Raw genomic sequence first — 26,223 nt, forward strand, 5'->3', positions numbered from 1 at the left:
CAATGAAAAAAATTGCAAACTACCTCTACATCGAAAAAGAAAATGATCTTTATACTATTAGTATGACCCCTGAATTACAAGATGATATTGGCACCATTGGTTTTATTGAATTTACCGATGAAGATGTTTTAAAAGTAGATGATATTATTTTAAATTTAGAAGCTTCAAAAACAGTTATGGGTATCTCATCACCTATTGCCGGTAAGGTTGTTGAACGAAATGAAGCAGCAACACTAACACCTAAATTATTGAACTCTGAGAAACCAGAAGATAACTGGATTATTAAATTAACAGATGTTGACGAAAAGGCTTTTGAAGCACTAGAAAATGTGTAAAATGGACCAATTATTGGAAAAAATGATTGTCTATTTATGGCAGGAAAATTCTCCAAACTCATCTTTGTCCTTACCAAAAACTTGTGAAGAAAAGTTAGCTTGTTGGCGTGGCTTAATCAATAAAAGACCAGCAAAACCAATTGCAGCAAGCTATTTAGAGGCTGAAGATGATTTTTTAGAAGCTTATAAAGCAAACCAAAAACTTGTTGGTCTGTCTGATTGTCAACAAACTGCTGTTGAAAAGATTTTAACCTACCATGGTGACATCACTTTGTTAGCTGTTGATGCGATTGTTAATGCTGCAAACAGTGAGATGCTTGGTTGTTTTATACCGAACCATCACTGTATTGACAATGCTATTCACACTTTTTCTGGTGTTCGCTTACGGTTAGCTTGTCAAGAATTGATGACAAAGCAACAGCATAAAGAGCCGATTGGGCAAGCAAAGTTAACTTTGGCTTATCACTTGCCTTCAAAGTATATCATTCATACAGTTGGACCAAGAGTCAATCCTAATCAAAGGGTTTCACCTATTCGAAAGGATTTATTGCGACGTTCTTATCTGTCGTGCTTACAATTAGCAAAAGAACAAGGCATTGAGTCATTAGCGTTTTGTGCTATTTCAACAGGGGAATTTGGTTTTCCTAAGAAGCTAGCTGCTGATATTGCTGTAAACTCAGTGCGTGAATGGTTAACAGAACATCCTCAGGGACCAACTGTTATTTTTAACACATTTACCAAAGAAGATCATAACTATTATCAAGAATTATTGAACTAGGAGAAAAAATGACAAAATGGCAAGTCTTTTCTAAAGACAATCTCAATCAAGCACAACAGCTAGCTGCCTTAATTTCAGAAGCCGAAGCCATTGTGGTGGGGATTGGTGCAGGCATGTCTGCTGCAGACGGTTTTACCTATATTGGTCCTAGATTTGAAAATGCTTTTCCAGATTTTATTGAAAAATATCATTTGCTAGATATGCTTCAGGCCAGTTTGTTTGATTTTGAAAGTTGGGAAGAGTATTGGGCCTTTCAAAGTCGCTTTGTAGCACTTAATTATTTTGACCAACCAGTAGGACAATCATACCTTGACTTATTAGAAATATTAAAGAACAAAACCTATCATATCATTACAACCAATGCAGATAATGCTTTTTGGGCTGCCCATTATGATAAAAATAAGGTCTTTCATATTCAAGGAGAGTATGGGCTTTTACAGTGTAGTGAACGTTGTCATCAACAGACCTATCAAGATGAACCACTGATTCGTCAAATGATTCTTCAGCAAAAAAATATGGTCATTCCAAGCGAATTAATTCCTTACTGTCCTAAGTGTCATGCCCCGTTAGAAGTCAATAAACGAAATGAAGAAAAGGGTATGGTTGAAGACGCTGATTTTGATGCTCAAAAAAATCGTTACGATAGTTTTTTAAGTCAACATGAGACTGGAAAGGTACTTTATTTAGAAATTGGTGTAGGACATACGACACCACAATTTATTAAACATCCTTTTTGGAAACGTGTCTCTGAAAATCCAGACGCTATCTTTGCGACACTAAACCACAAACAGTATCGGACACCACAACTGATTAGACCTCAAACACTTGAATTGACACAGAATATTGCTTCTTTAATCGCTGAAACTAAAAGCAACCTATTGCTTAATCACTAAAATCAATTATTAAGAAGGAGAACTCATGTATCTTATTGAACCTATCAAAAACGGTAAACGCATCACTGATGGGGCTATTGCTTTAGCCATGCAAGTGTATGTTCAGCAACATCTTTTTTTAGATGATGATATTTTATTCCCATACTACTGTGATCCAAAAGTTGAAATTGGAAAATATCAAAATGCTATTGTTGAAACTAACCAAGATTATTTAAAAGAGCACAACATCCCTGTTGTTAGACGTGACACAGGTGGTGGAGCAGTTTATGTTGATTCTGGGGCTGTGAACATTTGCTACTTAATTAATGACAATGGTGTTTTTGGTGATTTTAAACGCACTTATCAACCAGCCATTGATGCTCTTCATCATCTAGGAGCAACAGGTGTTCAAATGTCGGGACGAAATGATTTGGTGATTGATGGGAAAAAGGTTTCTGGGGCAGCCATGACCATTGTTAATAATCGCGTTTATGGAGGTTATTCACTTCTTTTAGATGTTAATTATGAAGCTATGGAAAAAGTGTTAAGCCCTAACCGTAAAAAAATTGAATCAAAGGGTATTAAGTCAGTAAAAAGTCGTGTCGGCACTATTCGAGAACACTTAGCCAAAGAATACCAAAACGTCACAGTGGATCAATTTAAAGATTTAGTGGTTTGCCAACTATTAGGAATTGATAACATTGATCAAGCAAAACGTTATGAACTAAGTGATGAGGATTGGCAAGGGATAGAAGCTCTTGCTGATGAAAAATATAAAAACTGGGAATGGAACTATGGGAATTCACCTCAGTATAGTTACCATAGAGATGGTCGTTTTTCAGCAGGAACCATTGACATTCATTTGAACATTGAAAAAGGTCGTATTTCAGATAGTCGTATTTATGGTGATTTCTTTGGAAAGTCTGATGTTGCTGATATCGAAAATGCTCTAAAAGGCGTTAAAATGGAAAAAGAAGATGTTTTCGAAGTACTAAAAAGCTTCGATTTAACCACTTATTTTGGTCAAGTAACAGCAGAAGAATTAGTGGATTTAATCTTCTCATAGACCAAATAGCTAATGAATTCTAAAACAGTAAGTAATAAACTTACTGTTTTTATTATATTATCCATTAAAGATTTAATAAATTGGTTAAAATACTTGAAATTCATGATAAAATTTGATAATATCATTTTTGTAGTCACTAGTCTATTGATAAAAATAGATTGGTAAGAATCAGGAAAAAAAGTAAGTGATTACTTTACAATACAGGAGATGTCTAACATCTCAATCATAACAATAACAAGAAAATTTTCCAATGGCTAACATGATTTTGGAAAAGGCTTTTTGTTTACCTAAAAATAGGCATCAATTAGATGGATGAAAGGGAGTGACGATTAAAACAACTATTTTTTTAAAAAATCTTATATTGCTATGTACTAGGGACTTATTCCCAATGATAAAAAAGGAGAAGAAAATGGCTATCACTGAAGAAATGAAAGAAATTATTAACACTCAACTGGCTATGGTTGCAACTATAGATAGTGAAGGAAATCCTGATATCGGTCCTAAACGTTCAATGCGTTTACATGATGATAATACTTTGATTTTCAATGAAAATACAGGCGGACAAACACAAGAAAATATCAAAAATAATGGTAAAATTGCTGTCGCTTTTGTTGACCGTGAGAAATTATTGGGTTATCGTTTTGTCGGTAAGGCTGAAATTCAAGACTCTGGAGAATTATACGAAGCTGCTAAAGAATGGGCAAAAGGACGTATGGGTGAGCCTAAAGCTGTAGGTGTGATTCATATTGAGCGTATTTTCAACTTACATTCAGGAGCTAAAGCTGGAACAGAAGTGAAATAAAAATAGTAAAAATAAAAAAGGAATCAATTGATTCCTTTTTTTGTTAGGGTTCTATGGTTGCCATTAAAAGATCAGCAGTTGTTGATGGTAATATTCTGACACGATTAAGTGTTAAAAGACCATTACTAGCACTTGCTAAGCCTTCATTTGTAGTTAATCCTAATTGATAAGATTCTTTTGCTAACGAAATGGTTAGGTCGCTATAGCGTCCAGCAGGATAAGCAATTGTCATAGTGTTTTGTTGGAGCTGTTCATCTAGAAATCTTTTAGATTCTTCCATTTGAAAGGTTTGTGTCGCCTGATCACTCATTTCTAAATCAGGATGAGTAACCGTGTGTCCTTCAAAGGACATGCCGTCTTTTTTCATCTCAATCATTTGTTCCACTGATAGGTTGGACACACGTCCTTCCTCAGTAAAACCAGTGATGACATTATTTGTTGCCTTGGCTTGATATTTTTTTAAAATGGGATAGGCAATATTATAAAAATCAACCATGCTATCATCAAAGGTTAGCCAAATCACTTTCTCACTAGGTAATTCATTATTATTAAGTGCACGGTATGCTTCTTCGGGTGTTAGAAAATAATAGCCTTCATCAACTAAGCGTTTAATATGACTTTCAAAAACGTCTGGATCAACAATCAAATTGGCGCTAGCCGCTTCAGAAGGGTCCATAACATGAACAGCGTGATACATCAGTATAGGAAAGGTGACGGGTGTTTCTTGTTGTTGCCAAGTTGGTTCTGAAGTCTCTTTTTCTTTTATAGCGTCACTAGTTGTCGTTTGGCTTTTTTGAGGTGTTTTTTCTTTGCTAACAAGACTTGCTTCTTGACTTTTAAACTCTTTTTCATCTTGTCTACTTTGTTGAAATAAAAAGAAAAGACCAGCCATAAGGCTTAGGGTTAAGATGAGTAGTAGAAAAGGTAAGGGCGGTTTTTTTCTTTTTGTTCTTTTATTGGCACGTCTTGATTGCATTTTATTCTCCTTAAATTATCAATAGTAAGATTATATCATAAAAATAAGAAGGATTATCAATGAATTCTAATCCTTTTTTTGATATAATAAGACAAATCATTTTAAGGAGAACAATATGACGTTAAAGATTGCTTTACTAGGTTTTGGGACAGTTGCTAGTGGTGTTCCTCTCATACTTGAACAAAATAGTGAAAAAATAAACCAATTGACACAAAAATCAATTAGTATTTCAAAAATATTGGTGAGAGATGAACAGGAAAAATCTCGATTAATGGCTCTAGGACACAATTACCACTTTGTTACTGACATTGAAGAGATATTAGCAGATGAAGAGATTTCAGTAGTGGTCGAATTAATAGGACGTATTGAACCAGCAAAAACCTTTATTACAAAAGCCTTAGAAAGCAAAAAACATGTTGTTTCTGCCAACAAAGATCTAATCGCTCTACATGACAAGGAATTACTTGCTATTGCTCGTCAAAACAAGGTCTCCTTTTACTATGAAGCAGCTGTTGCCGGTGGGATTCCCATTTTAAGAACACTATCACAATCATTAATTTCTGATAAAATCACCAGAGTATTGGGTGTTTTAAATGGCACTTCTAATTTTATGCTTACTAAGATGGTTGAAGAAGGCTGGACCTATGAAAAGGCTCTTCAAACTGCCCAAGAATTAGGCTATGCTGAAAGCGATCCAACCAACGACGTGGAAGGGATTGATGCTGCCTATAAACTAGTCATCCTCTCTCAATTTGCTTTTGGAATGACCATTGATTACAAAGATGTGATTCATCAAGGGATTACAAGCATCACTCCTCAGGATGTGACCTATGCCCAAACTCATGGGTATGTGATTAAATTGGTAGGCTCTATCGAAGAAACAAAAAGTGGTCTAGCCGTTGAAGTTGCGCCATCTTTCTTACCTGAAAACCATCCTTTGGCTAGGGTTAATGATGTGATGAATGCTGTTTATATTGAATCGATTGGTATTGGTGAGTCAATGTATTATGGTCCTGGTGCTGGACAAAAACCAACAGCAACATCAGTGGTTGCTGATTTAATGACACTTAGTAATGAAGTGGCAACAGTGGGTGAAGCAAAATTATTCAATAACTTTAACAGACCAACAAAAATAGCCAAACTTGAAGACAATCAATCAGCTTACTATTTCTCAATTGCTCTATCATCTGGTGACAAAGTTGCATTAACAGACTTCCTTAAAAACGAAGGCATAACAGTTAAAGAATTTGAACTTGAAAAGTCATCTAATGACGAAACCCTAGCAATGATTAGCACAACATCAATAACAAAACAAGTTCTTCAACACGTGCAACAAAAGCTTGCTGAGTCATCTGACTATCAGCTAATCAACGCCTTTAGAATTTTAGGAGATTAGTATGAAAATTATCGTTCCTGCAACGAGTGCCAATCTTGGTCCAGGATTTGATTCGATTGGTCTCGCAGTCACCAAGTATCTTGAAGTAACAGTTATTGAAGCATCAAGGACTTGGGAAGTGCTTCATGATTTGACGGATATCCCAACTGATGAGTCTAACTTACTCATCCAAATTGCTTTAAAGGTTAATAAGAATTTAACACCACATCGAATACAGATGACCAGTGATATCCCATTAGCCAGAGGTTTAGGCTCTTCTAGTTCAGTCATTGTTGCTGGCATTGAGTTAGCCAATCAACTTGGTGAAATGAAGTTATCTCTAGACGAAAAACTAAGATTAGCTAGCCTTTTTGAAGGTCATCCTGATAATGTTGCGCCAGCGATTTTTGGTAATTTAGTAGTGGCCAGTGATAACGACTATTTTTCTGGCTATACTGTTTCACCTTTTCCGTCTTGTCGGTTACTGGCTTTTATTCCTAATTATGAGTTGAAAACAAGCGATAGTCGAAATAGTCTTCCGGAAACACTTGAGTACACTCAAGCTGTAGCAGCCAGCGCGATTGCAAATGTTGCTGTTTCTGCTCTTGTGAAAGGGGATTTAGTTACAGCTGGGAAAGCCATGTCTTCAGACCTTTTTCATGAGCCTTATCGCCAAAAATTGGTGCCTGAATTTCAAAAGATAAAAGAACTTGCCAAACAATTTGGTGCATACACCACCTATCTTTCTGGCGCAGGTCCTACAATCATGACAATTCTTGATGATAAAAACGCCAAAAAAATGAAAGAAGCCGTTGATGATTTGCGATTAAATGGTGAAGCCATTATTCTTGACGTTGATACAAAAGGTTTACAGGTTATTTGATCTAGGAGGTAATTATGGAACATTCTGACTGGCATGATCTCATAAAAAAAGAATTACCAGAGGGGTACTATAGTAAAATCAATCAGTTTCTTAACGACGTCTATGATAAGAAAACAGTTTACCCTCCACGTGAGAAAGTTTTTAAAGCTATCCAAGAAACTAGTTTAAAAGATGTCAAAGTGGTTATTTTGGGACAAGACCCTTATCATGGACCCAAACAGGCGCAAGGCCTTTCTTTTTCAGCCCCTGATGAGATTAGTGCACCCCCTTCTTTACAAAACATTCTAAAAGAACTAAAAGATGACGTGGGAGAACGTCCCACTCATGACTTATCTAGTTGGGCTAAACAAGGCGTTCTCTTACTAAATGCGTCTTTAACCGTTCCTGAACATGAGCCCAATGCTCATGCAAATAGCATTTGGGAGCCCTTTACAGATGCCATTATTAAACTAGTTAATCAAAAGAAAACCCCAGTTGTCTTTCTGTTGTGGGGAGGTTTTGCTCGTAAAAAGAAATCTCTTATTACTAATCCTATTCACCTAATTATCGAAAGTGCTCATCCAAGCCCCTTATCAGCCTACCGTGGTTTCTTTGGAAGTCAACCATTTTCAAAAACTAACGCTTTTTTAAAAGCGCATCACTTACCAACAATTGATTGGTTAAACTAAAGGAGATATTATCATGTTATTAATCAAGGGTGGTCGTGTGATTGATCCCAAAACACGATTTGATGCTATTTGTGATATTTTAGTTGATGGTGGAAAAATCATCAAAATGGCAGAAACTATTGTCTCGACTGATGCCAAAATAATTGATGCCAAGGGCTTCATTGTTGCTCCTGGTCTAATCGATATTCATGTTCATTTTCGTGAACCAGGTCAAACACATAAAGAAGATATCCATACAGGCGCCTTAGCTGCGGCAGCAGGTGGTTTTACAACGGTTGTGATGATGGCAAATACTAATCCAACTATTTCTGATGTCAAAACGCTAAAAGAAGTTCTAAACTTAGCACAAAAAGAAGCGATTACCATCAAATCTGTAGCCACAGTCACTAAAAATTTTGATGGTAAACAGTTGACGCCGTTTAAGGAACTGTTAGAAGCAGGAGCCATTGGTTTTTCAGATGATGGGATTCCTCTTACAGATGCTGGAGTTGTTAAAGAAGCTCTACTTAAGGCAAAAGAACATAATACGTTTATTTGTCTTCATGAAGAAGACCCTGCCTTAAATGGTGTTTTGGGCTTTAATGAATCGATTGCTAACCGTCATTTTGGTTTTTGCGGTGCTACTGGTGTTGCAGAATATAGTATGATAGCGCGTGATGTGATGATTGCTTATGATACAAAAGCACACCTTCATATTCAACATCTCTCAAAGGCTGAAAGTGTTAAGGTGGTGGCCTTTGCGCAATCTCTTGGAGCAAAAGTAACAGCAGAAGCATCGCCACAACATTTTTCAGGAACTGAAAACTTATTGTTGGAAAAAGGTAGTGCTGCCAAAATGAATCCGCCTCTACGTTTAGAATCAGATCGCTTAGCTGTGATTGAGGGCTTACAAAACAATACTATCTCAGTGATTGCAACTGACCATGCCCCACATCATCATGATGAAAAAAATGTTGACGATATTACAAAAGCACCGTCTGGGATGATCGGGCTTGAAACATCATTGTCGCTAGGGTTGACTCATCTTGTTGAACCAGGCTTTCTTTCCTTGATGACGTTACTCGAAAAAATGACTGTCAATCCAGCTGGCTTATACAACTTTGATGCGGGTTACCTAGCTGAAAATGGACCAGCTGATATTGTTATTTTTGATGATAAAATCACTAAAACCATTGAACCAGATTTTGCTTCAAAATCGGCGAACTCACCTTTTGTCGGACAAGACTTAATCGGCGATGTCAAATACACCATTGCTAATGGTAAAATCGTTTATCAATCACCTTCGATTTAACATACAAAAAGACCCTAAGATGAACTTAGAGTCTAGATCAACCTTATTTGGTTGGTCTTTTTTGTTTGGTTAGATTTAAACCTATTGGCAGTGTATTTTCAGTCTTATTTTTAATCCGCTTCATATTGTCCTTATGTCTAATCAAAACAATTGATGCCATAGCAAAAATCATCACAATTAGTAGCAAATCATACTGTGGCAGTAATAATTGAAAGGCTGGCAAGATTATAACACTCAAACAAGCAATCACAGCAATGGCAATACTTGAAAAAGAGATCATACTTGATAAGTATAAACATATCATAAAGATGACCAAAAGATAAGTGAAAAAAGGTAGAGAGTATGCAAGAAGAACCCCTGCACTTGTAGCCACAGCCTTACCACCCTTGAATTTTGCATAGATTGGAAAAGTGTGTCCAATGATGGCAAAAAAACCAATCAATAAAGGAGACACCCCAGTCACTCCAAACCAAATCGGAAGAAGTGTCGCCAGCGTTCCTTTTAGTAAGTCAACAAATAAGGTAACAATACCTGCTTTGACTCCTAAAATTCTAAAAGTATTTGTTGTTCCTGTATTACCACTTCCAAGAAGGCGGATGTTTTTATGGAAAATAAATTGCCCAATCCATAGTCCTGTTTGAATAGAGCCAAGCAGGTAGGCAATCAGAATAAATAATAATGGTTTCATACTGTCATTATAACATAAGTGATTGATAAAAAAATAGCCAAAACGAGGACAAAACCTCAAATAGTTTATGAAATAAGTTAAAAATAAAAATTTTTTTGCAAAATAGCAAAAAAACTTGTAATATTAAAAGGATGAGAAAAGGTGGAGGTCATAGATGCCTAAAAAAGAAATTAATCTAAGTAATTATAATGATGATGCCATTCAGGTTCTAGAAGGACTTGATGCCGTTCGAAAACGACCAGGGATGTACATCGGCTCAACAGATGGAACAGGTCTTCATCACTTAGTCTGGGAATTGGTTGATAATGCAGTCGATGAGGCTCTCTCAGGTTTTGGTGACAAGATTGAAGTCACTATTTATAAAGATGGTTCATTGAGTGTTTCTGATAGAGGGCGTGGTATGCCAACAGGGATGCATGCTAAAGGGATACCAACCGTTGAAGTCATTTTTACCGTATTACACGCAGGTGGTAAATTTGGCCAAGGTGGCTATAAAACTTCTGGAGGTCTACATGGTGTAGGGTCATCTGTTGTTAATGCCTTGTCAACATGGTTAGAAGTTGAGATTGTTCGTGACGGCAATATCTACCGTCAACGTTTTGAAAATGGTGGCAAACCTGTTACCACACTAAAAAAAGTTGGGACTGCTCCAAAATCAAAATCAGGAACAACCGTTACCTTTATGCCTGATAGTAGTATTTTTTCAACAACTGATTTCAAGTTTAATACCATTGCTGAACGTTTAAATGAGTCAGCCTTTTTATTAAAAAATGTAACACTTTCTTTAATCGATAAAAGAACAGATGACAAGAAAGATTTTCACTATGAAAATGGGGTTCAAGACTTTGTCTCTTACTTAAACGAGGACAAAGACACTCTAACACCTGTTATCTATTTTGAAGGTGAAGAAGATGGCTTTCAAGTTGAAGTGGCCATGCAGTATAACGATGGCTTTTCGGATAATATCCTATCTTTTGTTAACAATGTCAGAACAAAAGATGGTGGAACGCATGAAACAGGTTTGAAATCAGCTATTACTAAAGCTTTGAATGACTACGCCAGAAAAACAAATCTTTTAAAAGAAAAAGAAAAAAATCTCGATGGGTCAGATTACCGTGAAGGACTGTCTGCTGTTTTGTCGATTTTAGTGCCAGAAGAACACCTTCAATTTGAAGGTCAAACCAAGGATAAATTAGGTAGCCCGCTTGCTCGTCCGTTTGTCGATGGCGTTGTTTCTGAAAAATTAAGTTATTTCCTTATGGAAAATGGTGAAATTGCTTCAAGTTTAGTCAGAAAAGCTATTAAAGCTAGGGCGGCTCGTGAAGCAGCTAGAAAAGCGCGTGATGAATCACGAAATGGTAAGAAGAATAAAAAAGATAAGGGTCTTTTATCGGGGAAATTAACACCTGCTCAATCTAAAAATCCCAAGAAAAATGAACTCTATCTTGTTGAGGGTGACTCAGCTGGAGGCTCTGCCAAACAAGGACGTGACCGTAAATTCCAAGCCATTCTTCCTCTAAGAGGAAAGGTCATCAACACTGCTAAAGCAAAAATGGCAGATATTTTGAAAAACGAAGAAATTAACACCATGATTTATACTATTGGTGCAGGCGTCGGAGCTGACTTTAATCTGGATGACATTAACTATGATAAAATCATCATTATGACCGATGCTGATACGGATGGTGCTCATATCCAAACCCTTCTTCTAACATTTTTCTATCGTTACATGCGTCCACTTATTGAAGCTGGTCATGTTTATATTGCCTTACCACCTCTTTACAAAATGTCTAAAGGAAAAGGTAAAAATGAAAAAATTGACTATGCCTGGACAGATGGAGAACTAGAAGAATTGCGTCAAGAATATGGTAAAAATGCTACGCTTCAACGCTACAAAGGATTGGGTGAAATGAATGCCACTCAACTTTGGGAAACAACCATGGATCCTGAAACGAGAACCCTAATTCGTGTCACGATTGATGATTTGGCGCGTGCTGAACGTCGTGTTTCTGTCCTCATGGGAGACAAGGTAGAGCCTCGTCGTCAATGGATTGAAGACAATGTCAAATTCACGCTTGAAGAAGCAACTAATATACTTTTATAGAGAAAGGAGGCAATCATGTCTAATGTTCAAAATATGTCCTTAGAAGACATCATGGGTGAGCGTTTTGGTCGTTACTCAAAATATATCATCCAAGAACGTGCTCTTCCAGATATTCGTGATGGCTTAAAGCCCGTTCAACGTCGTATTTTATATTCGATGAATAAAGATGGTAATACATTTGATAAGAGTTATCGTAAGTCGGCGAAATCAGTCGGAAATATTATGGGGAATTTTCACCCCCATGGTGACTCCTCTATCTATGATGCCATGGTAAGAATGAGTCAAGACTGGAAGAATCGAGAAATTCTGGTAGAAATGCATGGTAACAACGGCTCTATGGATGGTGACCCACCTGCCGCAATGCGTTACACAGAAGCACGTTTGTCAGAGATGGCTTCCTATCTGCTAACGGATATCGAAAAACAAACTGTTCCATTTGCTTGGAACTTTGATGATACTGAAAAAGAACCAACTGTTCTTCCGTCTGCCTTTCCTAATTTGCTGGTGAATGGCTCTTCAGGAATTTCTGCAGGTTATGCTACTGATATTCCTCCGCATAATCTTTCTGAGGTGATTGATGCGGTCATCTATATGATTGACCATCCAACAGCAACCCTTGATAAATTAATGACCTTTTTACCTGGTCCTGATTTCCCAACTGGTGCCATTATTCAAGGGGCTGATGAGATTAAAAAAGCCTATGAGACTGGTAAAGGTAGAATCGTTGTTCGTAGCTTAACCGATATTGAAACGTTAAAAGGTGGCAAAAAACAAATTGTTGTTAAGGAAATTCCTTATGAAATCAATAAAGCCACACTTGTTAAAAAAATAGATGATGTCAGAGTCAACAATAAAGTGCCAGGTATTGCTGAAGTCCGTGATGAGTCTGATAGAACTGGCTTGCGTATTGCAATTGAACTGAAAAAAGAAGCAGATGAAGAAACAGTCTTAAATTATCTCTTTAAATACACCGATTTACAAATTAATTATAATTTTAATATGGTGGCAATCGATAACTTTACACCTCGTCAAGTCGGTCTGAAAAAGATTTTAAAGAGCTATGTCAATCATCGTCAAGAAGTTATCTTAGCGCGTTCTCACTATGATAAAAACAAGGCTGAAAAACGTCTTCACATCGTTGAAGGTTTAATCAGAGTCATCTCTATTTTAGATGAAATTATTGCACTGATTAGATCAAGTGATAACAAGTCTGATGCCAAAGAAAACTTAAAAGTAAGTTATGATTTTTCAGAAGAACAAGCTGAAGCAATTGTAACCTTGCAACTTTATCGTTTAACCAATACCGATATCGTCACCCTTGAAGAAGAAGAAGCTGGTTTGCGCGAGAAAATTGCAACTCTTTCTGCCATTATTGGTGATGAAAAAACATTATTTAATGTGATGAAAAAAGAATTGCGAGAAGTGAAAAAGAAATTTGCTAATCCTCGTCGCAGTGAACTTCAAGCTAAAACACAAAGTATTGAAATTGATACAGCTAGTCTAATTGTCGAAGAAGACACCTATGTTAGTGTTACAAAAGCAGGCTATCTTAAACGGACTAGCCCCCGATCTTTTTCTGCATCTGATGTTGAAGAAGTTGGGAAACGTGAGGATGACGAATTGATTTTCCTCGAACAAGCTAAGACGACACAACATTTGCTACTGTTTACCAATTTTGGTAATGTTATTTATCGTCCTATTTATGAATTGTCTGATATTAAGTGGAAAGACGTTGGAGAACATCTTAGCCAGTCTATTACAACCTTTTCAACAGATGAAAGCATCATCTATGCTGAAATCATTGATGATTTTGAGAAACAAGCCATGACTTATTTCTCAGTGACTAAAAAAGGACAAATTAAGCGTTTTGAACGTCAAGAATTGACCCCTTGGCGCACTTATAAAACTAAGGCAATTAAATACGCCAAACTAAAAGGTGACGATGACGAAATCATTGCTATCTCACCAATTGTGTTAGAAGATCTTATGATAGTAACTCATAAAGGTTATGCTTTGAGATTTGGTATTGAAGATGTTCCAGTTGTTGGAAATAAAGCGGCAGGTGTTAAGGCAATTAATCTTAAAAAAGAAGATTATGTGGTGAGTGCCTTTAAAGTGACAAGCAGTAATATGTTTATTCTAACGCAACGTGGTAGCCTAAAGAAAATAGCTGTTGAGCTTATTCCAAAAACAAGCAGAGCTAATCGAGGCTTGCAAGTGATTCGTGAATTAAAAGCCAAACCCCATCGTGTTTTTGCAGCAGGTATCATTACCGCAAAAGATGATGTGATTGATTTGTTTACTAGCGAACTTCCAAAAGAAAAAGAATTGTTAGAAATAACATCAAAAACCCAAGAAAAATATAGTGTTAATCTAGCAACGTTATCGCAATCTGAAAGAACCAGCAACGGTAGTTTCATTTCAGATACTATTTCCGATCAAGAAGTATTAAGTGTCAGATTGGTTAGAAAATAAAAAGTAGCAGAGTTTGCTCTTGCAAGCTCCTGCTTTTTTTTGTAAAATCTATAAGAAGAGGTGGATTATGAGTAAAAAAGATAAAAAAATCACAGTAGAAATTGTAGAAAGTAAAATTAGCTTATCAAATAGTGAAATAGACGGCTTTCAATTAAAAATTGGTCGGAAAGTGATTGGGAGTATCGTCGAAATTGATGAAAAATTTGCTGTTGTTGATAATAATGACGTTTTAAGTTTTCATAAAACAATGGATTTAGCCGTGAACAACATCATAGAAAATTATAATTTAAATCACTAAAATCCTTAAAAAAGCTTGATTACAATAAGAATTTATGTTAAAATTGTTCTTGTTGTGGAAAGATAGCGAAGAGGCTAAACGCGGCGGACTGTAAATCCGCTCCTTCGGGTTCGGGGGTTCGAATCCCTCTCTTTCCATTTAATGGGGTATAGCCAAGCGGTAAGGCAAGGGACTTTGACTCCCTCATGCGTTGGTTCGAATCCAGCTACCCCAGTCATGGTATTAGGTTTTACCTAAGGCCGTCAAAGATAAATTTTGTTGTCATTGCGGGTTACCTTGAGAAAATATATTGTTGTCAGAAAGTTAGTAAACTAATTTTCTGTTGGAGGATTTTTTAGAATGAATGAATTTGAAGATTTGCTAAATAGTGTTAGCGAAGTGAGTGCTGGTGACGTTGTTACTGCAGAAGTATTGACAGTTGATAATGATCAAGCTAACGTTGTTATCAGTGGTACAGGTGTTGAAGGTGTTTTAACACTTCGTGAGTTGACTAATGATCGTAATGCTGACATTAATGATTTAGTAAAACCAGGGGAAACACTTGAAGTACTTGTTCTTCGCCAAGTGGTTGGAAAAGATACTGATACAGTGACTTTCCTAGTGTCTAAAAAACGCTTAGAAGCTCGCAAAGCTTGGGACAAATTAATTGGCCGTGAAGGCGATGTCATTACTGTTAAAGTGACTCGCGCTGTAAAAGGTGGATTGGCTATTGAATTTGAAGGTCTACGTGGCTTCATTCCTGCATCAATGATTGATACACGTTTTGTTCGCAACACTGAAAAATTTGTTGGGCAAGAAGTAGATGCTCGCATTAAAGAAGTAGATGCTGCAGAGAATCGTTTCATCCTTTCTCGTCGTGAAGTTGTTGAAGAAGCAGCTGCAGAAGCACGTAAAGAAGTTTTCTCAACATTGACTGAAGGATCAGTTGTAACTGGTAAAGTTGCTCGTTTAACTAGTTTCGGTGCTTTCGTTGATCTTGGTGGTGTTGATGGTCTTATCCACGTGACTGAACTATCTCATGAAAGAAATGTATCACCTAAATCAGTTGTTTCTGTTGGTGAAGAAGTTGAAGTTAAAGTTCTTTCAATTGACGAAGAAGCTGGTCGTGTATCATTATCTCTAAAAGCAACAACACCTGGACCATGGGACGGGGTTGAACAAAAACTTGCTGCTGGTGATGTTATCGAAGGAAAAGTAAAACGTCTTACTGATTTTGGTGCCTTTGTTGAAGTACTTCCTGGTATTGATGGATTGGTTCACATTTCTCAAATTTCACACAAACGTGTTGAAAATCCAAAAGATGTTTTATCAGTTGGTCAAGATGTAACTGTTAAAGTTCTTGATGTGAACGCTTCTGATGAACGTGTCTCACTTTCAATTAAAGCTTTAGAAGAACGTCCAGCACAAGACGAAAATTCTGATGAAAAACGTCAATCTAAACCACGTCGTCCAAAACGTCAAGAAAAACGTGACTATGATTTACCAGAAACACAAACTGGTTTCTCAATGGCTGACTTGTTTGGTGACATTGAATTATAATAATTAAGACAATAAAGCTCACTGGTATTCAGTGAGTTTTTATTATGCCTTAATAGAGTTATGAGTAAAAGGAGAGATACAAAAAGAAGTCTAGAAATTGTTAGACTTCTTTATCGTTGGTGTCAGTTTATTTTTATAATTGCGTTAATACTAAAGAATCTAATAATGAATTGTCTTTAGTCCTTAGTAGACTTTTGTTTTTTATCGAATTTAACCTCGTCGATAAGGTAGTCGATAAAGCGTTCCCCCATCTTAGACAATAATGTTTTTTGATGCTTAATATAAACAATGTTAATTTCGTCTTCAACATTCAAGGGTATTGAAATAATATTGTCTCCATTTAAATTGCTATTTAAAACACCGGTAGCAATAGTATAGCCATCAAGACCAATCAAAAGATTAAAAAGAGTCGCACGGTCACTGACAACAATTGATTTTTTGTGAGATAACTGAGACATGATTTCTTCTGAAAAATAAAATGAATTATGAAGACCTTGATCATAGCTAAAATAAGGAGAATCTTCTAAATCTTTCAAGTTTAAACTCTTTCTTTTTGCAAGAGGATGGGTTTTGCTAATGAAAACATGAGGTTGTGTTTTAAAAAGACTAGTCGCTGTTAAATGATTATCTTCAAACATTTTAGTCAAAACATCTTGGTTATAACTGTTTAGAAATAAGACACCAATCTCACTTCGGAAATTTTTAACATCATCAATGATTTCCCATGTTCTTGTCTCTCTTAGGAATAACTCATAACGTGTCATATCAGTTTTCTTTAATAAGGAAACAAAAGCATTAACGACAAAGGCGTAATGTTGTGAGGAAACACTAAAAAGCTCGCGGTTATTGTTTGGTGATTTATAACGTTCTTCAAGTAGGGCTGTTTGTTCAACAACTTGTCTAGCGTAAGAAAGAAATTCAACACCATCTTTTGTAAGACGAATTCCTTTAGAATGCCTAATGAAGATGGTAATCCCCATCTCTTTTTCTAAGTCTCTCACAGCATTTGATAGACTGGGTTGTGTGATATAGAGTTGTTTAGCAGCTTCATTCATGCTACCAGTTTCAACAATTTTGATAATATAGTGTAGTTGTTGTATTCTCATAAATCTATTTTATCATAAAAGTAAAACTTAAGAACTAGTATTATCTTCAAAAAATTTGACATGTGAAATAAAATTGCAAAAAAGGCTAAATTATGATATAATAGCGGAGAAAATTTCTTATTATTGAGGTGAAAAAAATGTCCTATAGTTCGAGAAGAACTAAACAAAAATCCACAAAATCTTTTGATTTCTTGACAGGTATTAATTCTATTTTTTTACTTATCTTCTCTCTGGTTGGTGGACTTTTTATTTTTAATATTCTTAAGTATAATTTTCTAAATGTCAGATTTATTAATGTTATCATAATAGCGAGTCTAATTCTATTTTTCGTGGTTAGTCTCTTTTTAATTGTCAAAAAAAGAGCTAAAGTGCTTACGCTAATAATGCTTTTGTTGTTGAGTATCGCCTCTGGTATTGGTCTTTATTTAACGCATTCTGCTATTAATATTTCAAATCATTTAAACGAAACAGCTAGTTACTCTGAAATTGAAATGAGTGTTGTTGTTCCTAAAGACAGTGAGATTACAGATGTGAGTCAACTAGATAATGTTTTAGCACCACTTGATAATGATAGATCTAATATTGACGCTTTGATGAATGATATAAAAACGCAAAAGAACAAAACAATTGCTGTTGAAACAACAGATTCATACGATGCAGCATATGAGGCTTTGATTGCAGGTGAAAAATCAGCTATGGTGATGAGTAGTGCGTATGATAGCTTACTAGAGGTCAAGCATGAAAATTACTCTGATAATCTTAAAACGATATACACCTATAAAGTCGTTAAACAAATTGAAAAACCTGATTCATCTGTGACAAATACTGATTCTTTCAATATCTATATCAGTGGTATTGATACTTATGGTTCTATTTCGTCTGTCTCACGTTCTGACGTTAATATCATTATGACTGTTAATAGAAAAACCAATAAGGTACTCTTAACAACAACGCCTAGAGATGCTTATGTTCAAATTCCAGATGGTGGTAATAATCAATATGATAAACTAACACATGCTGGTATTTATGGTGTTGAAGCATCTATTCATACTTTAGAAAATCTTTATGATATAAAAATTGATTACTATGCTAGAATCAACTTCACTTCATTCTTAAAACTAATCGATCTACTTGGTGGAATTGAAGTAGAAAACGACCAAGCGTTTACTAGTCATATTGGTGGTCTTGATTTTCCGGTTGGAAAACTTCAAATGAATTCAGAAATGGCCTTCGCCTTTGTAAGAGAACGTTATTCACTAGAAAATGGAGACAAAGACCGTGGTAGAAACCAGACGAAAGTGATTGCGGCAATCATTGATAAACTAACATCAGTAAATGCGATTACCAACTATACTAATATTATTAACGGGCTAGGTGATTCGATTCAGACCAATATGCCTCTTGAAACAATGATGGGGTTGGCTAACGATCAACTAAGTACTGGGGACCGCTATTCTGTCTTATCACAATCAGTTGACGGCGTTGGGTCAACCGGTGAATTACCATCTTATGCCATGCCATCAGCTAGTCTCTACATGCTATCGCTTGATGAAAATAATTTAGAAAATGCCAAATTGGCAATAAAAGAGACGATGGAGGGAACGAGATGATAGATGTTCACTCGCATATCGTTTTTGATGTTGATGATGGCCCGTCAACGCTAGAAGAAAGTGTGTCATTGTTGAAGATGGCCTATGATCAAGGGGTTAGAAAAATTGTTTCAACTTCTCATCGCCGAAAAGGAATGTTTGAAACACCCGAAGAAAAAATCGCTAAAAATTTTCAAGTTGTAAAAGAAACGATGAGGGAAATTCTTCCCAGCCTAGAACTTTACTATGGAGGAGAACTTTATTATTCGTCGGATGTCCAAAAAGGATTAGAAACCAAAGCCATACCGACCATGAATAATACAAAGTTTGCTTTGATAGAATTTAGTTCACAAACGCCTTGGAAGGAAATCCATTCCGCATTATCTAATGTTCTTATGTTAGGTATTACGCCTTTAGTGGCTCATATTGAACGCTATAACACTCTCGAATTTAACGATAAAAGAGTCAAAGAAATTATTAATATGGGATGTTATACCCAAATCAATAGTTCTAATGTTTTAAAGCCCAAATTGTTTGGTGACAAATATAAAATTTATAAGAAAAGAGCCAAATATTTCCTAGAAAACGATTTGGTCCACTGCATTGCTAGTGACATGCATAATACAGATGTTAGGCCACCTTATATGAAAGAAGCTTATAATCAAATCAAAAAGGATTATGGTAAAACTAGAGCAGAAGAGCTATTCAAGATAAATCCAGGATTATTATTAGAAAATCATTATATTTAGGAGACAAAATGGAAAAGAAAGATAACGGACAGATTGAAATTGATATTTTATTTCTACTGAAAAAAATTTGGAATAGAAAGTTTTTAATTCTATTAGTCGCTTCCCTCTTTGCGACGATAATGTTGGTCTTTAATGTTTTTTTTGTTAAACCAATCTATACATCAACAACTCGTATCTATGTCGTTAATCAAAATTCTGATGCGAGTATCACAACACAGGATTTACAAGCCGGAGACTACTTGGTAAAAGATTACCGTGAAATCATTGTATCTAATAGTGTCCTTTCAGATGTTGTTGAAAAAGAAGGTTTAAATTACTCTGAAGGTACCCTATCTTCAAAAATTTCGATTAACATTCCTGCAAACACTCGTATTATTTCGATTTCAGTAAGTGATGAAGATCCTCAAGAAGCTAGTGAGTTAGCGAACGCTGTGAGAGATGTTGCCGCTCAAAAAATCAAAGAAATAACAAAAGTTGAAGATGTCACTGTCTTAGAAGCTGCTAAACCGGCTTCAGGCCCTTCTTCTCCAAAAATTCAACGTAATACACTTTTAGCTTTTCTATCAGGTGCTTTTTTCACTACACTAATTGTTTTAGTCGTTGAAATTTTAGACGATCGTGTAAAACGTCCAGAAGATGTTGAAGAAGTTCTTGGAATGACACTTCTTGGTGTTATTCCTTCTATTGAAAAGTTGAGATAGGAGTTAAAAATGGCGCAGTTAGAATTAGTAAAACAAAAAGCATTATTGATTAGTAAAACCGAAGAATATTATAATGCTATCAGAACAAACGTTCAGTTTAGTGGGGCAAATATCAAAACAATTGTAATAACATCTGTCCAACCTAATGAAGGTAAAAGTACAACTTCAGTAAATTTAGCAATCTCTATGGCTAGATCAGGCTATAAAACTCTCTTAATTGATGCAGACACAAGAAATTCTGTGATGTCAGGCACTTTTAAAGCCAATTCAAAAATAAGAGGGTTAACAAGCTATTTATCAGGAAGATGTGAATTATCAGAAATTATCTGTGATACCAATGTTCAAAATCTTATGGTTGTTCCTTCAGGTCAAGTTCCGCCAAATCCAACCAGTTTATTACAAAACCAAAATTTTAGCCAGTTGATTGAGCTTGCTCGCTCAGTTTACGATTATGTCATTATTGACTCACCACCTATTGGTTTTGTTATTGATGCTGCGATCATTGCTCAAAAATGTGATGCCAGTATCATTGTAACAGAAGCAGGGAGTGTTAAGAGACGTTTCGTTCAAAAGGCGAAAGAACAAATGGAACAAAGTGGGGCACAGTTTCTCGGTATTATCCTAAATAAAGTCGATACAACAACTGAACAATATGGTGCCTATGGAAATTATGGTGCCTATGGAAATTATGGAAAAAAATAAAGAATTGTAATGTAAAAGAAAAAGAGGGAAATAGTGATGTATAGTTCTTCATCCAGAAAAAATATTTTTTATTTACTAGGTGATCTTATTTCCTTGGTTTTATCATTTTTTGTAGCCATATTATTAAAAAGTAATTTAAACATAAATAATGCTCTATTACCATTTATAATAATAATCATCTCACTAACTTTTATTGCTTTTTCAAATACATACTCAGTATTTGATGTTGAAAGTGTTTTTCAAACTATTAAAGTATCATTTAAAATATCAATGATAAATTCATCTTTTTTGATTATGTTTTTGTTTTTTATTATCTATTATAACCAAAGAATCATTTCAAAAAATGTTATTGAATTTATTGTAATACAATTTATCATTTTATTTACTTTAGTTTTTATCAATAGAAGAGTGATTAATAATGTTAAACGTTTTAGTGATTTGGACAGAAAAAATATTATCTTTTTTTCAAACTCTAAAGATGATGTTATAAATAGAAACGTTTTTTCACAGTATGGCTATCAAATAATTGCCTGTTTGACAAACGGAGAGCAATCACTTCAAGAGATTCCTTTATTAAGAAACTTCGATGAACTTCGTGATTTTTTGGCTGATAATGAGGTCAATGAAATCCTCGTAAGTTATGCTGCAAGAGAAGAATTTTTTTCAATTCAAAATAAACTTTATGAGATTGGTATTCCTGTATCAATTTGTTTAACCGACCCCACTCAAGACAATTTTTCTAGTCTTATTTTAAATAAGAGTGGTTCGTTAATCACGTTAACTCATTCATTAAATTATAGTGATTTTATCAATCTGTTTTTAAAAAGAGTGTTTGATATTATTTTCTCTATTATTGGTTTAATATTGACATTTATTGTTGCACTATTCATTTACCCGATTATACAAAAACAATCTAAGGGACCTTTGCTTTTTAAACAAGTAAGAATAGGGGCTAATGGCAAAAAATTCCAAATGTATAAATTTAGAAGTATGTATTTGGATGCTGAAAGCAAAAAGAAAGAACTAATGCAGAAAAATGAATTAAATACTGATTTAATGTTTAAGATTGATGAAGATCCTAGAATTTTTCCTTTTGGTAAAATTATCAGAAGTTGGTCAATTGATGAACTACCTCAGTTTATTAATGTTTTAAAAGGAGATATGTCTATTGTTGGAACCAGGCCCCCAACTTTGGAAGAGTATAAAAAATACAAATTACATCATTTTAAAAGATTGGTAATGAAACCTGGTATTACAGGAATGTGGCAAGTTAGTGGAAGAAGTAATATAAAGAATTTTGAAAAAGTAGTGGAATTAGATGCTTTTTATATTAGAAACTGGTCATTAAAACTTGATTTAAAAATTATACTAAAAACTTTTAAAGTTGTTTTAAATAGATCAGGAAGTAAATAGAATATATTGGGAATTTAAATGTTAGAATTTGTAAAGATTTTAGGTGTTAAAATTAATCCTCTAACTATGGAGGAAACGTTGGTTGAGGTTGAAAAATACTTATCGAAAGAAAAACCTTTACACTTAATGGGTGTAAACGCTGATAAAATCAACTTGTGTATAAGTAACCCAAAAATCAAAAAAATTGTAAATGAATCTGAAATTATTAATGCTGATGGTGCTTCTGTCGTTTTAGCTTCAAAGTACTTGGGTTATAGCATACCTGAGCGTGTTGCAGGAATAGATCTCATGCAAGAATTACTTCTTTTGAGTGAAAGTAAGAACTATTCCGTTTATTTTCTAGGTGCAAAAGAAGAAATAGTTTTAAAAATGTTAGAACGTTTTAAAACTACTTATCCAAATCTTAAAGTTGCTGGTCATAGAAATGGGTATTTTTCTGATGATGAAATAGACATCATACAAGAAGAAATTCGTGTGCTAAAACCAAATATTGTATTTGTTGGCATAACGTCTCCTAAAAAGGAATATTTAATTGATCATTTCTTGAATAATGGGCTAACCTCTGTTTTTATGGGAGTTGGAGGTAGTTTCGATGTGCTTTCAGGTAGTATAAAAAGAGCACCACTTTGGATGCAAAAAGCTAATTTAGAATGGCTTTACAGAGTCATGAAAGAACCTAAAAGATTGTTCAAAAGATATTTTGTTGGGAATGTAGAATTCATTAATCATGTATTGAAAGAGAAAAGAGAAAAGAATGGGAAATAATGATATTGCCAAGCTTCAAAAAACACTATTAGACGCATTAAAAGAATTTAAAAAAATTTGTGATAAAGAAGGAATAGTTTTTTTCTTGCGTGGCGGTAGTGTCATGGGTTCAGTTAAGTATAAAGGTTTTGTTCCTTGGGATGATGATGTCGACATTGCAATTCCAAGAGATCAATACGAGAGAATGATTGATATTTTAAATGATAAAGTTATTGCTGGTAAATATAAGGTGGTTAGTTATAAATACTATCCAGAGATTCATTGCTATTTTCCTCGCCTTTTCTTGGTTGAAGAAGAAAGAATCAAATTGGGTTTGCCGAGTAATACACATATGGGACTTCACTTAATGGATATTTTGCCTTTAGACGGTGCTCCAAATAATACCTTATTAAGAAATATATATTTTGCAAAAGTTTATGCTTTAAGATATTTATCTAGTCTCGGAACTCCTTATGTTGAGGGACATGTTAACATGCATAGTAAGAAGCAGAAGTTTATTATTAATTTTGGTAAATTTTTTCAACTTCATAAGATTTTTCCTCAAATTAAAGTTTATAACACGTTAGATAAACTTTATAAAAGATATGACTGGCGTGTTCAAGATTATGCAGGAACTATAACAGCCTCTTTATTTAAGAAGGAAGTTATGAAAAAAGAAATATGGGGAAAAGGTAAATTTTTACCTTTTGAAACAGAACAATTTATGGTTCCTGAATTGTATGATAGTTATTTGAAACAAATGTATGGGGAAAACTATCTAACTGAGGAACCACAAAATAAGAAATCCCACCATGAATAGGAGTTGAAAATGATTTGTTACCTTATTCTTCACTATATTGCTAAAGAAGAAACAATAAAATGTATTAATTCTTTAAAAGAAAAAGACTCAAATAATATTAAAATCATTGTTGTAGATAATGCTTCTCCTAATAATTCAGGTGAAGAACTATTATCATTGTATAAAAATGATAGTATGGTAGAAGTGCTTCTTAATAGTGAAAATTCAGGTTTTGCTAGTGGTAATAATTTTGGTTATAAATATATTAAGGATAATTATAAACCAGATTTTATTGTTATCATGAATAATGATGTTGAAATTTCAACAGAAAATTTTTCTTCTAAACTTAATAAAGTTTATGATGAAGAAAAATTTCATATTTTGGGACCAGATGTTTTTTCTACAACTTATAACTTACATCAAAGTCCTAAACGTTTAAAAAATTATTCTTACGAAGAAATTAAAGCACTTAATAATCATTTCTATAGACAATCAAATGATTTATTAAAAATAAAAATTAAGTCTATTATCAAATCTTTTTCTCCTCTCAGAAATTTCATCTATAGATATAGAAATAATAAACTTAATATTGATTTTTCAAAAAAATACTATAACGTACCTTTACACGGTGCATTTGTTGTCTTTTCTAAGGATTATTTTGAAAAGGAAGAGTTTGCTTTTCAACCTGGAACATTTTTTTATTATGAAATGGAAATTTTAGATTACATTTGTACCCAAAAAGAATACAAGACTATTTATTGTCCTGAATTAAAAGTTCTACATCATCAGAATATTTCAACTAATATTGTTTATAATAGTATGTTAAAGAAGACTATTTTTGCTAATAGGTGTAATTATGACTCTACCAAGGTATTTCTAGAGGTGATGGAAAGTTATATGAATAAAGGAGTGAAATAATTTAATTATGATAGGATTGTTATTGCTTTTCATCATTATTTTGCTTTTTGCAATTGTTTGTTATTTACTCTTTGAAAGAGACATACTTTCTCCACCAGTTTTAATGTCTAATATGTTTCTTTTAAGTATCACATTTGCACTTTTAAATGTAAAAAATTGGGAAATTGATTATAGTTTAGAGGCAGCATTAATTCTTATTTCTGGGATAATGGTTTTTACATTCCCTATTCTTTTTATACATAAGAAAATTAGGCCAACAAAAACATTAACTATTGATAGGCCTTTAAGAGTTGATGCTTGGAAAATTATCTCTGCCATTATAATCTGTTATATTATTATTTTTCTTTACAAAAGAGAAATCAATTATTTAGCTTCAGTTGCCGGATACAGTGGTGACAATTTACAGTGGTTCATTAGAAACGTCACTTCTTATGAGGGAATTTTGAACTTCAGTTCGAAAATGAGAATTATGATTAGGTTTGTCGATGTCACTGCTTATATTTTTGCTTTTACCTTAATAAATAATAGAGTTATCCACCGCTATAAGTATAAGTTTGACTACTTAATGCTTATCCCAATCTTTCTTTTCATTTATAAAACATTACTACTAGGTGGTCGCCAAGATATTTTAAAATTATTATTTGCTTGTGTCGTTCAAACCTATATTCTTGAAAAAAGAAAATTAGGATGGGGTAAGTCTATCTCAGGTAAATACTTTACTGTTGGCTTCGCTGGGATTGCAATTGGTATTCCAGCTTTCTATTACACATTATTTTTAGCTGGAAGAAGTACAAGTAGAACCTTGTTCCAATCAATTTCCACCTACATTGGTGGTCCTATTCAACATTTCAATCAGTTTATACAAGATCCTCCAGATAAAAGTCCTTTTTTTGGCAATGAAACCTTAACACCTGTTTTGAATTTTTTAAATCAGCTAGGTATTATTGATTATCAAAATACTGTGCATTTAGAATTTAGAAGATTAGGTGTTACGATTGGAAATGTTTATACCTTTTTTAGAAGACCTATCCAAGATTTTGGATTAGTAGGAATGTATATTTTCGTTATTTGTGTGGGAATATTTTTTGGTTACTATTATTATGCTAACATTAGAAGAGCAGATACAAATTTTCGAAGTGATGTTAGTACCATAGTATACTCATATATCTTTTACTGGATTTTTCTTTCTTCTATTGAACAATATTCTATGACAATTATAAGTATTTATACTCTTATTGGAATTGTTTTATTCTATATTTTGGGTTATTTTTATTGGAAAATTGAATTTAGAAATGGCAAAATAATTATTATCAATCAAGATAATAATGTTATCACAGAGACAGGAAGATAAA

General features: G+C 34.2%; 25 protein-coding genes and 2 tRNA genes. 24 read left to right on the forward strand and 3 right to left on the reverse strand.

What is annotated here, in order from left to right; all coding sequences use genetic code 11:
- Positions 1–2 precede the first annotated feature (2 nt).
- The 5 genes from JHK62_RS01620 to JHK62_RS01640 all read left to right on the forward strand — a co-directional run bounded on the left by JHK62_RS01620 (position 3) and on the right by JHK62_RS01640 (position 3,853).
- Positions 3–335 (forward strand): glycine cleavage system H family protein, encoded by a 333-nt coding sequence (locus tag JHK62_RS01620; RefSeq protein ID WP_199574935.1) that lies wholly within the window; start codon positions 3–5, stop codon positions 333–335.
- Positions 328–1,113, forward strand: coding sequence for a protein-ADP-ribose hydrolase (locus tag JHK62_RS01625; RefSeq protein WP_199574936.1), 786 nt, complete (start codon positions 328–330; stop codon positions 1,111–1,113). Before JHK62_RS01620 ends, JHK62_RS01625 begins: the two co-directional genes overlap by 8 nt.
- Before the next feature lie 8 nt (positions 1,114–1,121).
- The gene (locus JHK62_RS01630) at positions 1,122–2,006 is read left to right on the forward strand and encodes an SIR2 family NAD-dependent protein deacylase (protein ID WP_199574937.1); all 885 of its coding nucleotides are present in this window, start codon (positions 1,122–1,124) and stop codon (positions 2,004–2,006) included.
- 25 nt (positions 2,007–2,031) lie between these two features.
- Positions 2,032–3,051 carry a lipoate--protein ligase gene (gene lplA / locus JHK62_RS01635; RefSeq protein WP_199574938.1) on the forward strand — a complete coding sequence of 340 codons (1,020 nt, stop codon included), beginning with the start codon at positions 2,032–2,034 and terminating at the stop codon, positions 3,049–3,051.
- A 409-nt stretch (positions 3,052–3,460) separates the two neighbouring features.
- A complete protein-coding gene (locus JHK62_RS01640; protein ID WP_199574939.1) occupies positions 3,461–3,853 on the forward strand; it encodes a pyridoxamine 5'-phosphate oxidase family protein in 393 nt (130 codons plus the stop codon).
- 43 nt (positions 3,854–3,896) lie between these two features.
- On the opposite strand, the gene JHK62_RS01645 is transcribed toward JHK62_RS01640, so the two are convergent.
- Entirely contained in the window at positions 3,897–4,829 is a 933-nt protein-coding gene (locus tag JHK62_RS01645; protein WP_199574940.1) for a polysaccharide deacetylase family protein, read from the reverse strand.
- 115 nt (positions 4,830–4,944) lie between these two features.
- Between JHK62_RS01645 and JHK62_RS01650 the strand changes: the two genes are divergently transcribed.
- The 4 genes from JHK62_RS01650 to JHK62_RS01665 are packed head-to-tail and all read left to right on the forward strand — an operon-like array spanning position 4,945 to position 9,046.
- A complete protein-coding gene (locus JHK62_RS01650) occupies positions 4,945–6,225 on the forward strand; it encodes a homoserine dehydrogenase (protein WP_199574941.1) in 1,281 nt (426 codons plus the stop codon).
- 1 nt (position 6,226) lies between these two features.
- Positions 6,227–7,087 (forward strand): homoserine kinase, encoded by an 861-nt coding sequence (gene thrB, locus JHK62_RS01655; protein ID WP_199574942.1) that lies wholly within the window; start codon positions 6,227–6,229, stop codon positions 7,085–7,087.
- A gap of 14 nt (positions 7,088–7,101) precedes the next feature.
- Positions 7,102–7,755, forward strand: coding sequence for a uracil-DNA glycosylase (locus tag JHK62_RS01660; protein ID WP_199574943.1), 654 nt, complete (start codon positions 7,102–7,104; stop codon positions 7,753–7,755).
- 13 nt (positions 7,756–7,768) lie between these two features.
- Positions 7,769–9,046 (forward strand): dihydroorotase, encoded by a 1,278-nt coding sequence (locus JHK62_RS01665; protein ID WP_199574944.1) that lies wholly within the window; start codon positions 7,769–7,771, stop codon positions 9,044–9,046.
- 43 nt (positions 9,047–9,089) lie between these two features.
- Here JHK62_RS01665 and plsY read toward each other — a convergent pair whose 3' ends face one another.
- The gene (gene plsY, locus JHK62_RS01670) at positions 9,090–9,734 is read right to left on the reverse strand and encodes a glycerol-3-phosphate 1-O-acyltransferase PlsY (protein ID WP_199574945.1); all 645 of its coding nucleotides are present in this window, start codon (positions 9,732–9,734) and stop codon (positions 9,090–9,092) included.
- 154 nt (positions 9,735–9,888) lie between these two features.
- Between plsY and parE the strand changes: the two genes are divergently transcribed.
- From parE to rpsA, 6 genes are all read left to right on the forward strand, one after another.
- The gene (gene parE / locus JHK62_RS01675; RefSeq protein WP_199574946.1) at positions 9,889–11,838 is read left to right on the forward strand and encodes a DNA topoisomerase IV subunit B; all 1,950 of its coding nucleotides are present in this window, start codon (positions 9,889–9,891) and stop codon (positions 11,836–11,838) included.
- 15 nt (positions 11,839–11,853) lie between these two features.
- Positions 11,854–14,313 (forward strand): DNA topoisomerase IV subunit A, encoded by a 2,460-nt coding sequence (gene parC, locus JHK62_RS01680; RefSeq protein WP_199574947.1) that lies wholly within the window; start codon positions 11,854–11,856, stop codon positions 14,311–14,313.
- 67 nt (positions 14,314–14,380) lie between these two features.
- On the forward strand, positions 14,381–14,611 hold the full coding sequence (locus tag JHK62_RS01685) for a DUF2969 domain-containing protein (RefSeq protein ID WP_199574948.1): 231 nt from the start codon (positions 14,381–14,383) through the stop codon (positions 14,609–14,611).
- Positions 14,612–14,667: 56 nt separating this feature from the next.
- Positions 14,668–14,748: transfer RNA gene (locus JHK62_RS01690), tRNA-Tyr, on the forward strand.
- 5 nt (positions 14,749–14,753) lie between these two features.
- A tRNA-Gln gene (locus tag JHK62_RS01695) sits at positions 14,754–14,825 on the forward strand.
- Positions 14,826–14,950: 125 nt separating this feature from the next.
- A complete protein-coding gene (rpsA, locus tag JHK62_RS01700; protein ID WP_199574949.1) occupies positions 14,951–16,150 on the forward strand; it encodes a 30S ribosomal protein S1 in 1,200 nt (399 codons plus the stop codon).
- A 176-nt stretch (positions 16,151–16,326) separates the two neighbouring features.
- Here rpsA and JHK62_RS01705 read toward each other — a convergent pair whose 3' ends face one another.
- A complete protein-coding gene (locus JHK62_RS01705) occupies positions 16,327–17,256 on the reverse strand; it encodes a LysR family transcriptional regulator (RefSeq protein WP_199574950.1) in 930 nt (309 codons plus the stop codon).
- Between the two features lie 137 nt (positions 17,257–17,393).
- Between JHK62_RS01705 and cpsA the strand changes: the two genes are divergently transcribed.
- From cpsA to JHK62_RS01750, 9 genes are read left to right on the forward strand one after another with little or no spacing between them, the layout of a single operon-like run.
- Positions 17,394–18,866 carry an LCP family glycopolymer transferase CpsA gene (gene cpsA, locus JHK62_RS01710; protein WP_199574951.1) on the forward strand — a complete coding sequence of 491 codons (1,473 nt, stop codon included), beginning with the start codon at positions 17,394–17,396 and terminating at the stop codon, positions 18,864–18,866.
- Positions 18,863–19,594 (forward strand): capsular polysaccharide biosynthesis protein Cps4B, encoded by a 732-nt coding sequence (cps4B, locus tag JHK62_RS01715; protein WP_199574952.1) that lies wholly within the window; start codon positions 18,863–18,865, stop codon positions 19,592–19,594. The genes cpsA and cps4B overlap by 4 nt, the downstream gene beginning before the upstream one ends.
- Positions 19,595–19,602: 8 nt before the next feature.
- Entirely contained in the window at positions 19,603–20,295 is a 693-nt protein-coding gene (locus JHK62_RS01720) for a Wzz/FepE/Etk N-terminal domain-containing protein (RefSeq protein WP_199574953.1), read from the forward strand.
- Positions 20,296–20,304: 9 nt separating this feature from the next.
- Positions 20,305–20,997: a tyrosine-protein kinase gene (locus JHK62_RS01725; protein ID WP_199574954.1), complete on the forward strand. Its 693-nt coding sequence runs from the start codon at positions 20,305–20,307 to the stop codon at positions 20,995–20,997.
- 36 nt (positions 20,998–21,033) lie between these two features.
- Positions 21,034–22,410, forward strand: coding sequence for a sugar transferase (locus JHK62_RS01730; RefSeq protein WP_199574955.1), 1,377 nt, complete (start codon positions 21,034–21,036; stop codon positions 22,408–22,410).
- A gap of 18 nt (positions 22,411–22,428) precedes the next feature.
- Complete coding sequence (locus JHK62_RS01735) at positions 22,429–23,175, forward strand: WecB/TagA/CpsF family glycosyltransferase (protein WP_199574956.1); 747 nt, start codon at positions 22,429–22,431, stop codon at positions 23,173–23,175.
- Positions 23,165–23,974, forward strand: coding sequence for a LicD family protein (locus JHK62_RS01740; RefSeq protein ID WP_199574957.1), 810 nt, complete (start codon positions 23,165–23,167; stop codon positions 23,972–23,974). The genes JHK62_RS01735 and JHK62_RS01740 overlap by 11 nt, the downstream gene beginning before the upstream one ends.
- 9 nt (positions 23,975–23,983) lie before the next feature.
- Entirely contained in the window at positions 23,984–24,871 is an 888-nt protein-coding gene (locus tag JHK62_RS01745; RefSeq protein ID WP_199574958.1) for a glycosyltransferase, read from the forward strand.
- A 7-nt stretch (positions 24,872–24,878) separates the two neighbouring features.
- The gene (locus JHK62_RS01750; protein ID WP_199574959.1) at positions 24,879–26,222 is read left to right on the forward strand and encodes an O-antigen polymerase; all 1,344 of its coding nucleotides are present in this window, start codon (positions 24,879–24,881) and stop codon (positions 26,220–26,222) included.
- The last annotated feature ends 1 nt before the right edge of the window (position 26,223 follow it).

This window comes from Streptococcus pacificus (assembly GCF_016481305.1).
Classification (GTDB): Bacteria; Bacillota; Bacilli; order Lactobacillales; family Streptococcaceae; genus Streptococcus; species Streptococcus pacificus.